Origin of the sequence: Tepidibacter aestuarii (assembly GCF_934924865.1) — a bacterium.
In the GTDB taxonomy this organism is placed as follows: domain Bacteria; phylum Bacillota; class Clostridia; order Peptostreptococcales; family Peptostreptococcaceae; genus Tepidibacter_A; species Tepidibacter_A aestuarii.
The window spans coordinates 2,250,965-2,263,911 of the sequence record NZ_OW235315.1; the positions used below are offsets into that span (position 1 = coordinate 2,250,965).

General features: G+C 32.0%; 10 protein-coding genes. 2 read left to right on the forward strand and 8 right to left on the reverse strand.

Features of this window, described 5'->3' with window-relative positions:
* Nucleotides 1-9 precede the first annotated feature (9 nt).
* On the forward strand, nucleotides 10-1,908 hold the full coding sequence (locus M2214_RS11150) for an NADH-quinone oxidoreductase subunit NuoF (RefSeq protein WP_330651491.1): 1,899 nt from the start codon (nucleotides 10-12) through the stop codon (nucleotides 1,906-1,908).
* A 15-nt stretch (nucleotides 1,909-1,923) separates the two neighbouring features.
* Entirely contained in the window at nucleotides 1,924-3,729 is a 1,806-nt protein-coding gene (locus M2214_RS11155) for an NADH-dependent [FeFe] hydrogenase, group A6 (RefSeq protein WP_248477946.1), read from the forward strand.
* Between the two features lie 87 nt (nucleotides 3,730-3,816).
* Here the strand turns inward: M2214_RS11155 and dnaJ are convergent, their stop codons facing one another.
* The 8 genes from dnaJ to spoIIP form a co-directional block, all read right to left on the reverse strand.
* Nucleotides 3,817-4,950 carry a molecular chaperone DnaJ gene (dnaJ, locus tag M2214_RS11160; protein WP_248477961.1) on the reverse strand — a complete coding sequence of 378 codons (1,134 nt, stop codon included), beginning with the start codon at nucleotides 4,948-4,950 and terminating at the stop codon, nucleotides 3,817-3,819.
* 62 nt (nucleotides 4,951-5,012) lie between these two features.
* On the reverse strand, nucleotides 5,013-6,851 hold the full coding sequence (dnaK, locus tag M2214_RS11165) for a molecular chaperone DnaK (RefSeq protein WP_248477963.1): 1,839 nt from the start codon (nucleotides 6,849-6,851) through the stop codon (nucleotides 5,013-5,015).
* Nucleotides 6,852-6,882: 31 nt separating this feature from the next.
* Complete coding sequence (gene grpE, locus M2214_RS11170) at nucleotides 6,883-7,428, reverse strand: nucleotide exchange factor GrpE (RefSeq protein WP_408648291.1); 546 nt, start codon at nucleotides 7,426-7,428, stop codon at nucleotides 6,883-6,885.
* 16 nt (nucleotides 7,429-7,444) lie between these two features.
* The gene (gene hrcA / locus M2214_RS11175; protein ID WP_248477975.1) at nucleotides 7,445-8,479 is read right to left on the reverse strand and encodes a heat-inducible transcriptional repressor HrcA; all 1,035 of its coding nucleotides are present in this window, start codon (nucleotides 8,477-8,479) and stop codon (nucleotides 7,445-7,447) included.
* A 92-nt stretch (nucleotides 8,480-8,571) separates the two neighbouring features.
* The gene (hemW, locus tag M2214_RS11180; protein WP_248477978.1) at nucleotides 8,572-9,708 is read right to left on the reverse strand and encodes a radical SAM family heme chaperone HemW; all 1,137 of its coding nucleotides are present in this window, start codon (nucleotides 9,706-9,708) and stop codon (nucleotides 8,572-8,574) included.
* 67 nt (nucleotides 9,709-9,775) lie between these two features.
* Nucleotides 9,776-11,575: a translation elongation factor 4 gene (gene lepA, locus M2214_RS11185; RefSeq protein WP_248477981.1), complete on the reverse strand. Its 1,800-nt coding sequence runs from the start codon at nucleotides 11,573-11,575 to the stop codon at nucleotides 9,776-9,778.
* Nucleotides 11,576-11,719: 144 nt separating this feature from the next.
* Nucleotides 11,720-11,929, reverse strand: coding sequence for a hypothetical protein (locus M2214_RS11190; protein ID WP_248477990.1), 210 nt, complete (start codon nucleotides 11,927-11,929; stop codon nucleotides 11,720-11,722).
* A 5-nt stretch (nucleotides 11,930-11,934) separates the two neighbouring features.
* Nucleotides 11,935-12,906, reverse strand: coding sequence for a stage II sporulation protein P (gene spoIIP / locus M2214_RS11195; protein ID WP_248477992.1), 972 nt, complete (start codon nucleotides 12,904-12,906; stop codon nucleotides 11,935-11,937).
* Nucleotides 12,907-12,947 lie beyond the last annotated feature (41 nt).

Here is a 12,947-nt window from a genome sequence, read left to right on the forward strand (position 1 = left end):
GTGATTTTATTGAATTTAAAAAAATTAAATTCTGTTGAAGATTTAAATCAGTTAAAAGAAAATGAACTCGAGTCTATAAACCTAAGATTTAAAAGTGAAAGTATAGAAAAGGAAATAAATAAACACCATATACTAATTTGTGCAGGAACTGGCTGTACATCATCAAAGAGCGATTTAGTAAGACGAAAGCTTGAAAAAGAAATAAGAAAAAGAAATTTACAACAAGATGTTAAAGTATTTAAAACAGGTTGCTTTGGATTTTGTAAGTTAGGTCCAATATTAGTAGTTCACCCAGATAGAACCTTTTATGTTCAAGTATCTCCTGATGATGTAGACGATATTATTAATGATCATATTCAAAACGGAAAATTAGTAGATAGACTTTTATATCATTCACCTAAAAACGATGAAATTCAAAAAACTATTGATGAAATAGATTTTTTCAACCATCAAGTTAGAATAGCCCTTAGAAACTGTGGTCTTATAGATCCAGAAAATATCAATGAGTATATAGCCATGGATGGATATATCGCTTTAACAAATATTTTTAAAAATAATACTCCCCCTCAAGACATAATCGAAGAAATAAAAAAATCAAAACTAAGAGGTCGCGGTGGTGGTGGATTTCCAACAGGTATCAAATGGGAATATGCAGCTTCTTATGAAGATGATTCAAAATACGTAATATGTAATGCAGACGAGGGTGATCCCGGTGCTTTTATGGATAGATCTATACTCGAAGGAGATCCTCACAGCATAATAGAATCAATGATTATAGCAGGATATTGTATAGGTGCTAATAAAGGATATGTCTATGTAAGGGCTGAATATCCAATAGCAGTTGAAAGGTTAAAAATTGCTATAAAGCAAGCAAAAGAAGTCGGTCTTTTAGGAGAAAATATATTAGGATCATCATTTAACTTTGATTTAGATATAAGACTAGGTGCTGGAGCATTTGTTTGTGGTGAAGAAACTGCTCTTATCCAATCAGTCATGGGGCTTAGAGGAGAGCCTAAACCTAGACCTCCCTTTCCTGCAGAATCTGGACTTTGGAGTAAACCTACCTTAAACAACAATGTTGAAACTTATGCAAATATTCCTATAATCCTTTTAAAAGGTGCTTCTTGGTATACAAATATCGGAACGGAAGATAGTTCGGGTACAAAAGTATTCGCATTAGCAGGCCAAATAAATAATACAGGCCTTATAGAAGTACCTATGGGAACATCACTTGATACAATAATTTTTGACATTGGTGGTGGAATTAATCATAACAAGGAATTTAAAGCTGTTCAAACCGGAGGCCCATCAGGCGGATGTATACCTAGTGAATTGTTAGATACAAAAATAGATTTCAAGTCTTTAACTGATATAGGTTCTATGATGGGTTCTGGCGGTATGATAGTAATGGATGAGTCTGACTGTATGGTTGATATTGCTAGATTTTATCTTGAATTTGCTCAAGAAGAATCGTGCGGAAAATGTATTCCATGTAGAATAGGTACAAAACGCCTTTTAGAAATATTAAATAAAATAACTGCTGGAAAAGGAGAAATGGAAGATTTAGATATATTAAAAGAACTTTCATACGATATAAAAAATGCTTCTTTATGCGGACTTGGTCAAACTTCACCTAACCCTATTTTAAGTACACTTAAATATTTTGAAGGTGAATTTATATCCCACATAAAAGATAAGACTTGCCCTGCTGGAGTTTGTAATAATCTTTTGAAGGTCGTTATTTCAGACGAAAAATGTATTGCCTGTGGAATTTGTGCCAAAATATGTCCAGTAACTGCTATTTCAGGTCAAATAAAAAAACCTCCTTTCACTATACACCAGGATACTTGTATTAAATGCGGAGCATGTATTCCGAAATGTCCAGTAGATGCAATATATAAAAAATAAAGGCAGGTGAAATTTATGAAAACTAATAAAGAAAATAACGAAGATAAAATAGTCAATATAACCATAGACAATATAGATTATGAAGTTCCTGAAGGAATCTCTGTACTTGAAGCTGCTAGAATGCTCAGTATTGAAATTCCTAGTCTATGCTACCTAAAGGGTATAAACGAAATAGGTGCTTGTCGAGTATGTGTCGTTGAAATAGAGAGTATTAATAATCTTCAAGCTTCTTGTGTTTATCCTGTACGAGAAGGGTTAAAGATTAAAACTAATACAGAAAAAGTTAGAAAAGCTAGAAAATCAGCTATAACACTGTTGTTATCAAACCACCATAGAGAATGTTTAACTTGTATTAGAAATTTGAACTGTGAGCTTCAAAACCTAGCAGATAATTTAGGCATTAGAAACATACCTTACACCGGACAAATGCAAGATTATGGATTCAACGACAACAATCCAGCTATACAAAGAGATTATAATAAGTGTATACATTGCAGAAGATGTATAGCCGCTTGTAATACTATGCAAGATTGTGATGTATACTCTCCTTTAAATAGAGGTCTTGACACTATAATAGCTCCTGCCTTTAAAAAGGATTTAGCGGATGTAACTTGTATAATGTGTGGTCAATGTGTGCTTGCCTGCCCTACAGGTTCTTTGACTGAAAAAGAAGAAATAAACAGTGTTTGGAAGGCTATATCGGATCCCGATAAAATAGTTATAGCTCAAACAGCCCCTTCTATACAGGTAACAATTGGAGAATCTTTCAATATGCCAGTAGGTACACTTGTAACTAAAAAACTTGTTACATCACTTAGAAGGATTGGGTTTGATAAAGTATTTGCAACAGATGTTACTGCTGATTTAACAATAATGGAAGAAGGTAGCGAATTAGTTGATAGACTCTTAAATGAACCCGAAAAGCTTCCTCTATACTCATCTTGTTGCCCTGGTTGGGTTAAGTTCGCAGAAAATTTCTATCCAGAAATTTTAGATAACCTGTCATCTACTAAATCTCCTCATGAAATGTGTGGTGCATTAACAAAAACCTGGTATGCTAAAAAATACAATATAGATCCAAGTAAGATAGTTACAGTAGCTATAATGCCTTGTACAGCTAAAAAGTACGAAGCTGCACGCCCGGAGATGACTTCAGATGGATTTAGGAATGTAGATCATGTTCTTACAACTAGAGAGTTAGTTAAAATGATTAGAGAAGTAGGCCTAGATTTTGCTAATTTATCAGATAGCGAATATGATGAACCTTTTGACCAATTCAGTGGAGCTGGTATGATATTTGGAGCTACAGGTGGAGTATTAGAAGCAGCCGTTAGAAGTGCTCATAAATTAATTACAGGAAAAGAAATGTCTGTTCCTGATTATGAAGATGCTAGAGGTCAAAGTGGTTTAAAATACGGAACTGTAAATATTGGAGATAAGACTATTACTATAGCTATAGCTCACGGTACAAAAAATGCTAGAATAGCTATTGAAGATTTTAAATCAGGAAAGAAAAAATTTGATTACATGGAAGTTATGGCATGTCCTGGAGGATGCGTAGGTGGAGGCGGTCAGCCAATTCTTGCAAATAGAGATTATAAGTATATATCTTTAAGCTACAGACACAATAGAGCTGATACGCTTTATAATGTTGATAGCAATAAAAATATAAGAAGATCGCATAATAACCCTAGAATACATCAAATTTACGAGGAATTCTTGGGAAAACCATTATCTGATGTATCTCATAAATATCTTCATACAACTTTCACACCTAGAGGTAAATATCCATATTTAAATAATGAAGATCAAGAACAATAAGAAAAATTATGTACTTAATCAAAAAAGTAGCTATCTAAATCTCGTTTACACGAAACCTAGATAGCTACTTTTTTAATATTTTATATTCTATTTAAATAAATCCTTCATTTTATCAAAGAAGTTTTTACGTTGTTCATGAACTTCTTCTCCACTTTCTTTTGCAAATTGCTTTAATATATCTTTTTGCTTTTCTGAAAGTCTTTTAGGAACCTCTACTACAACTTTTACATACTGGTCTCCCCTTGCTTTTGATCTAAGTCTTGGAACCCCTTTTTCTCTTAGTCTAAATACAGTTCCAGTTTGAGTTCCCTCAGGTATCTTGTATTTAACCTTACCATCAAGAGTAGGAACTTCAACCTCATCGCCAAGAGCAGCTTGTGCAAATGTTATAGGCATTTCACAGTATACATTATTTCCATCTCTTTCAAACAATTTATGAGGTAATACATCTATTACAACGTATAAATCTCCTCTTGGACCTCCTCTTAAGCCTAATTCACCTTCTCCAGAAAGTCTTATTGCAGAACCATCATCTATTCCTGCAGGTATTTTAATATTTACCTGCTTTTTCTTGTTTATCTCACCTTTACCACTACATTTAGTACAAGGCGTTTCAATTATACTTCCAGTACCTGAACAAGTATGACAAGGTCTAACATTCATCATAGTCCCAAATGGAGTTCTTTGAGCTTGTTTTACCTCACCTGAACCACCACAAGTAGAGCAAGTCTTTTTAGATGTTCCAGGTTTTGCTCCTGTTCCAGAACATTCATCACAATTTTCACTTCTATTTATACTAATTTCTTTTTCAGTTCCAAATGCAGCTTCCTCAAAAGAAATAGTCATTCTATATCTTATATCAGAACCTCGTTCTGGACCATTTCTTCTTGATCTTCCGCCGCCAAATATGTCCCCAAACATATCTCCAAATATATCTTCAAATCCACCGAATCCAGATCCATTAAAATCGAATCCGCCTTGGCCTCCAAATCCTCCATTTGCTCCAGCATGCCCAAACTGATCGTAGTTTTGTCTTTTTTGAGCATCTGAAAGGATCTCATAAGCCTCATTTGCTTCTTTAAACTTTTCCTCAGCTTCTTTATTGTCTGGATTTCTATCTGGATGATATTTCATAGCAAGCTTTCTGTATGCTTTTTTCAACTCCTGGTCTGAAGCACTTTTATCAACACCAAGCACTTCATAGTAATCCCTTTTACTCAACTTATATCACCGCCCATATCATAATAATAGCTTGTGACTTTATTTGCCACAAGCTATTTATATTATTTTTCGTCATCAACAACTTCATAATCTGCATCAACAACATTATCGTCCTTAGGACCTTCTTGACTTTCAGCTCCTTGTGCTTGTTGATCAGCAGCTGCTTGTTGATACATTTCTTGAGAAACCTTATGGAATTTAGTCATTACATCTTCAGTAGCTTTTTTAAGTTCTTCTGAAGTTGCATCTTGCTTTTCTTTAACTTCTTTTAAATTCTTAAGAGCGGCTTCTATTTCTGCTTTATCATTTGCTCCTACTTTATCTCCTAATTCATTTAAAGTCTTCTCTGTTTGATATATAGTAGATTCTGCATTATTAACAGCTTCTATCTTTTCTTTTCTTTCCTTATCTTGTTGAGCATTCATCTCTGCTTCTTTAACTTTTCTTTCTATCTCTTCTTCTGAAAGATTTGTATCAGATGTAATAGTTATCTTTTGCTCTTTACCTGTTCCCATATCCTTAGCTGAAACATGAACAATACCATTTGCATCTATATCAAATGTAACTTCTACTTGAGGTACTCCTCTTGGTGCTGGTGGAATATCTGTTAATTGGAATCTTCCAAGTGTAGTATTATCAGTTGCCATAGATCTTTCACCTTGAAGAACGTGAATATCAACAGCAGTTTGATTATCAGCAGCCGTAGAGAATACTTGAGATTTCTTAGTTGGTATAGTAGTGTTTCTTTCTATTATCTTAGTTAATACGCCTCCTAAAGTTTCAATTCCAAGAGATAAAGGAGTAACATCTAAAAGTAATAAATCTTTAACTTCTCCAGTTAATACTCCACCTTGAATTGATGCTCCTACAGATACACATTCATCTGGGTTTATTCCTTTATGAGATTCTTTACCTATAAACTTCTTGATACCTTCTTGAACAGCTGGTATACGAGTTGATCCTCCAACTAATAATACCTTATCTATATCCGATGGATTAAGTCCAGCATCTGCTAATGCTTTTCTTGTTGGCTCCATAGTATCTTCTACTAATTTAGATGAAAGTTCTTCAAATTTAGCTCTTGAAAGATCCATATTTAAGTGTTTTGGTCCAGTAGCTGTTGCAGTTATGAACGGCAAGTTTATATTTGTAGTCATAACACTTGAAAGCTCTTTTTTAGCCTTTTCAGCAGCTTCTTTTAATCTTTGAAGACTCATTTTATCAGCTCTTAAATCTACACCTTCTTGTTTTTTGAACTCCTCAGCTATATAGTTGATTACTACTTCATCAAAGTCATCTCCACCTAGGTGATTGTTTCCGTTAGTAGCTAAAACTTCAAACGCTCCATCTCCAATTTCAAGTATAGATACATCGAAAGTACCTCCACCTAAGTCAAATACTAATATCTTTTGATCTTCATTAGCTTTATCAAGACCATATGCTAAAGCTGCAGCAGTTGGCTCATTTATAATTCTCTTAACTTCAAGTCCCGCTATTCTACCTGCATCCTTAGTTGCTTGTCTTTGAGCATCTGTGAAATAAGCTGGAACAGTTATAACAGCTTCTTTAACAGTTTCTCCTAAGTGTGCTTCTGCATCAGATTTTAACTTTTGAAGTACCATAGCTGAAATTTCTTGTGGGCTATAATCTTTTCCATCTATATTAACCTTATAATCAGTTCCCATATGTCTTTTTATAGACATTATAGTTTTTTCAGGGTTAGTAACAGCTTGTCTTTTTGCAGGCTCTCCTACTATTATTTCACCATCTTTTCCAAAAGCTACAATAGATGGAGTAGTTCTCATTCCTTCTGCATTAGTTATAACTGTTGGTTCTCCTCCCTCAAGCACTGATACACATGAATTAGTTGTTCCTAAATCAATTCCAATTACTTTACTCATATATATATCCTCCTTTAAATTCCATTTATATCTATTTTGATACTTTAACCATTGCTGGTCTTATAACTTTATTTGTAAACTTATATCCTCTTTGTAATACATCTACTACCTTATTAGGCTCAACACCTTCTATTTCATCTTGAAGCACAGCATAATGATAATTTGGATCAAAATCACATTCATCTGTTTGTATTTCTTCTACTCCAAACTTATTTAAAGTATCTACTAATTGTTTTAACACAAGTTCTACACCTTTGTAGATACCACTTTCTTTTTCATCATCAGCCGAAGAGTCAAGAGCTCTTTGCATATTATCCATAACTGGAAGTAATTCTGTTATTATCTTTTCATTTGCAAATAAGCTTATATCACTTTTTTCCTTTTCTACTCTTCTTCTATAATTATTAAAATCTGCTTGAAGTCTTTGTAGTGAATCTTTAGCTTCTTGTAATTCATTGTCTTTAGAATCTATATTTTCACAAGATTCCTCTGTTTGTTCAACATCTTGTTCAACATCTTGTTCAACCTCTTGATCAAATTCATTTTCAGGCATTTCTTTTTCCTTCAAAACTTTCACCCCTTAACAATCTATATTACAATTTCTTCTTAATAGAATTTTTTAGCACATCTCCTACGCAGTTGACTATAGAACACATCTTTGAATAATCCATTCTAGTAGGTCCAATAATCCCTATTTTGCCTATAACTACACCATCTATATCGCAAGTAGCTGTTATAACGCTACAGTCTTTTATTATATCATCATAATTGTCACTACCTATAACTATATTAAGATGTTCTTTAGTTATACCTTTGGTGTTCAATATATTTGCAACAGTCTGCTTTTCCTCTAATAGATTTAAAAAAGCCTTAGCCTTTACTATATCATTAAATTCAGGAAAATTGAATATATTGGTAACTCCATTTAGCAAAATCTCTAAATCATCGGTTTGAGATAAATTGTAATATATCCCATCTAATATGTTATCCAAAACCTTATTATAATTTAGCATCTTAGAATTTACATACCTAATAAAGTCTTCATCTAAATCACTCATTGTTTTTCCAATAAAATGTTCGCTTAACATTTTAGAGATTATATCAATTTTTTCTTGATTCATTTGCATATTATGTTTTATCAAGGTATTTTTAACAGCACCTTTATCAGTTATTATAATGAGTAAAATGCTATTTTCACTAACATATACTATTTGCAAATGCTTTATCTTACTTTCACTAGCCTTTGGCGTTAATGCCACAGACGTACAGTTAGTAAATTTAGAAAGAAGTTTCAGTGTGTCTTCTAATAAATATCTAACTTCACCCATATTTTTTATTATAGACTTCTTTATAAACTGTCTTTCTGGATCTGTTAAATCATCTTCCTTCATTAAGCTATTTACATATAGTTTATATCCCTTTTCAGATGGTACCCTACCCGAAGAGGTATGAGGCTGAATTAAGTAACCCATCTCTTCTAAATCAGACATCTCATTTCGTATTGTAGCTGCACTCACTCCTAATTCATACTTTTTTGATATGGTCCTAGATCCTACAGCTTCAGCATTCTCAATATAATCACTTATTATTGCCTCAAGTATCTTTCTTTTTCTTTCAGTTAAACTCACAAGAATCACCTCTTCGCTGTTAGCACTCACCACATCTGAGTGCTAAAAACCTTATGCATTTAAAATATCACTATTATTTCATTTTGTCAAGATTACTTTTCCAAAAATTCTATAAACACTTTATTACTTATATCTATTCCCTCATTTGTAAGGCATAATCTAGAACCAACAAGCCTTACAAGATTCTTATTTTTTAAAGATTCCATTTCAGTTTTATACATTTTCATAAAATCAACTTCAAATTCTTTATTAAATTTTTTCAAGTCTATACCTTCATTCATCCTAAGTCCCATAAATATTTTTTCTTCTATCATGTCTTGTTTATCAAGCTTTTCTACATGTTCTATAGGAAGTTCAAAATCTTTTAGTTTTTCACAGTATGTTTTTATATCCTTGTAGTTTGAAAATCTCTCTTTATTTAAATAAGAGTGAGATCCTGGTCCAAGCCCTAAATACTGACCGCACTTCCAGTATAATATATTATGCTTACATTCCTTTTTATCTTTTGCATAATTTGAAATTTCGTATTGATTATATCCATTTTCTTTTAAATAATCTCTTGTGTAATAATACATTTTCAAATCTAATTCTTCATCTAACAGTTCTAGTTTTCCTTCATCATATAATGTCCCAAAGACAGTCTCATCCTCTATTATAAGCGAATATGCAGATATATGAGATGGATTTAGAGCTATAACATCTTTAAGAGTTTGTTTCCACTGATCAAAAGTTTGATCAGGAAGAGAAAACATTAAGTCTACATTTATATTTTCAAATCCAATTTTTCTTGCTATCTCAAAGTTTTCTTTAAATTCTTCATATGAATGTATTCTTCCAAGGGACGCTAAATGTTTTTTATCACTTGATTGAAGGCCCATACTAAGTCTATTGACACCAGATAAATACAACGTATTTAATTTTTCTTTAGTTAAAGTCCCAGGATTAGCTTCAATACTAATTTCAGCATCATCTGATATATTGAAATTACTATGTATATTGTCTATTAACAATTTAAGTTCTTCATTTTCTAAGATACTCGGTGTTCCTCCTCCTATGAATACAGTTGAAAAACAATCTTTATCAAATTGTTTAGAGTAAAGTTTCATTTCAGTTATTATACTTTTAATATAATTTTTTTTATCTTCATAGTTTAATTTAAAAGAATTAAAATCACAGTAATTGCACTTTTTTATACAAAAAGGTACATGTACATAAAGTCCTCTTTCCAATATAATTCCTCCTAATATTAAAGCCCTAAAATACTACAAAGTAATATTTTAGGACTCTTTGTTATTGTTAATCTATTTTCAGTACTGACATAAATGCTTTTTGAGGAACCTCTACAGATCCTATTTGTCTCATTCTCTTCTTACCTTCTTTTTGCTTTTGAAGTAACTTCTTCTTACGAGATATATCTCCACCATAACACTTAGCTAAAACATCTTTTCTAAGTGCTCTTACAGTTTCTCTTGCAATAACCTTATTTCCAACAGAAGCTTGTATTGGAACTACAAATTGATGTCTTGGTATTTCATCTTTTAATTTTTCGCACATAACCTTACCTCTATTATATGCTGTACTTTCATGTACTATAAAAGATAGTGCATCTACTTGTTCTTTATTTATAAGTATATCTAATTTTACCAAAGTTGCTTGTTTATATTCCTTGAATTCATAGTCTAGAGATCCATAGCCTCTTGTTCTAGACTTTAAAGCGTCAAAGAAATCATATATAACCTCATTCAGCGGAAGTTCATAATGAAGCATAACCCTTCTTGTATCTATATACTCCATATTTTTCATTTCTCCACGTCTTTCTTGTGCAAGCTCCATAACAACTCCTACATAATCATTAGGAACTATTATATTAGATGTAACAATCGGTTCTTCCATCATTTGTATTTCTGCAACTGGAGGAAGGTTAGTTGGATTTTGTATCATCAATACTTCCCCATCATGCTTAGTAACTCTGTATATAACAGATGGAGCAGTAGTTATTATGTTAAGGTTAAATTCTCTATCTAATCTTTCTTGCATTATTTCCATATGAAGAAGTCCTAAGAATCCACATCTAAATCCAAATCCTAAAGCGGCTGATGTTTCTGCCTCGAATTCAAGTGCAGCATCGTTTACTTGTAATTTTTCAAGTGCATCTCTTATATCTTCATACTTTTCTCCTTCTGCCGGGTAAATACCACAATAAACCATAGGTGTTGCTTTCTTGTAACCAGGCATATGTTCATCTGTTGGGTTCTCATCATCTGTTATAGTATCTCCAACTTGACAGCTTCTTATCTCTTTTATACTAGCTGCGACATATCCTACATCTCCTGCGCATAATTCATCAATAGGAACTTGTCCAGGTGCCATAACGCCGACCTCTGTAACTTCAAAAGTCTTTTTAGTATTCATCATTCTTATTTTCATACCTTTTTTAAGAGTTCCCTCAAATACTCTTATATATGCCACCACTCCTTTGTAGCTGTCATAGTATGAATCAAATATTAAGGCCTTTAAAGGAGCATCTTTATCACCTGTTGGAGCAGGTATGTTTTTAACTATAGCCTCAAGTACATCTTCTATATTAAGACCTTCTTTTGCAGATACTAAAGGAGCTTCAGATGCATCAATTCCGATTATATCCTCTATTTCTTCCTTAATCTCATCCGGTCTAGCACTTGGAAGGTCTATTTTATTTATAACCGGTACTATTTCAAGATCTTGATCTATTGCTAAATACACATTAGCAAGAGTCTGTGCCTCAACCCCCTGAGCCGCATCTACTACTAAAAGCCCACCTTCACAAGCTGCAAGACTTCTTGATACCTCATAGTTAAAATCGACATGACCCGGAGTGTCTATTAAGTTTAGATAATATTCATTACCGTCTTTAGCCTTGTATACCAATCTTATATTTTGCAGCTTTATAGTTATACCTCTTTCTCTTTCTAAATCCATATTATCCAAAAGCTGATCTTTCATGTCTCTTTCACTAATAAGTCCTGTGTGTTGAATTAATCTATCAGCTAAAGTAGATTTTCCATGATCTATATGAGCTATTATACTGAAATTACGAGTTCTACTTTGTTTATTCATTCGTTTATGTTTCCTCCTCATCTATATTAAAATATGCATATATAAACTTATTTTAACAAGTAATCTAATCTTTATTTTATAATGTAATTATCTATATTTCAATAAATTTTTATTCATTTAATATTTATATCAACTAAACAAGGCTTATCTTAGTTTATAAGATAAGCCTTCAACAAATGTATATACTTTATAATAAATAGGTTTATCGTAAATACCCATAAAAGTTCTAGTTCTATAATCAACTGTGTTTATGCAGTATAAAAATATTATAAAGGTAACCAAGGTAAACAATCTTCTAGTTCTTACAATTTTCTTATTTTTTTTATTTTCTATAGTTTTTTCTAGTCTTCCCATAAAGATCACCTTTTCATATTTTTTAAAACCTCATCCAGTATCTCTGATAAATATTTAGCAGTATTCAAAGACTCGTCTATAGTATTTGCATTTCCTCCAATTTCTACCAAAGCGTAATTATTTGATAAAAATTGATTAAATTTCCCATACGGCTTTACTATGACTTTTTTTGCAAGACCTGGATATTTTTTATTGCTTATATCCATTATATAATTGGCGAACTTCTCTACTTCTGTTTTATTAGGGCTTTCAGGTCCTACTACTATTGAAAATCTTGCTACCTTTTCTCCATTTATAGTAACAGTCTCTCGTTTTCTCGTACTTTTTCTCATTTCTTCATTTTTTATTTCTATTCCATCTCGATGTATATCGAATATAAACTTTATACTATCGTATTTACTTAATACACTTCTAGCTGTTTTTAAAGATCTTGAATAAGATCCGTTAAAAGATGGATAATCATGATATTCCTGATTATGTAAAACACTATATCCCTTTTTCTCTAAGTTCTTTTTTAACTCCTCACCTACAGCTAGTACTGTATACTTTTTATTTAAAGAGTGATAATTACCAGTTCTTTCTGGCTCATAACTTTCAGTAGCATGAGTATGATATATCAAAATTTGAGGCTTTCCATTAACAAGTTCTACTTTTTGTGGTACTTGAGGCTTTATAGGTTTTGCTTGTTTTACAGTTTTATTGCTGTTTTGTGTGTTTTTCTTATCGTTAACAGTTATTTTTATAAATTCTCCATCTTTATTAGTTCTAGTTTGCTTTTCATCTTTTTTAAACATATTAATTCCAATTTTGAATAGTCCTTTGTTCTTTTTTTCCTCCTTTAGTTCAGGATAGGTTTTAGTTATTAAATATTTTAAAAAATCTTCTTCATTTGAACTAATAGCCTTACTTGTAATAGAAAAAATAGCCACAAAAGATATACTTAAGATAATACTTAATATTATTGATCTTCTTTTCATTTGTATACCTCCCCTAATTCTTGTCCTCTTTCGTAAAATAA

Bases quoted from the DNA above. Each gene is read 5' to 3' on its own strand.
- lepA (WP_248477981.1), bottom strand. From the start codon at position 11,575: ATGAATAAACAAAGTAGAACTCGTAATTTCAGTATAATAGCTCATATA.
- M2214_RS11190 (WP_248477990.1), bottom strand. From the start codon at position 11,929: ATGGGAAGACTAGAAAAAACTATAGAAAATAAAAAAAATAAGAAAATT.
- spoIIP (WP_248477992.1), bottom strand. From the start codon at position 12,906: ATGAAAAGAAGATCAATAATATTAAGTATTATCTTAAGTATATCTTTT.
- M2214_RS11155 (WP_248477946.1), top strand. From the start codon at position 1,924: ATGAAAACTAATAAAGAAAATAACGAAGATAAAATAGTCAATATAACC.
- dnaK (WP_248477963.1), bottom strand. From the start codon at position 6,851: ATGAGTAAAGTAATTGGAATTGATTTAGGAACAACTAATTCATGTGTA.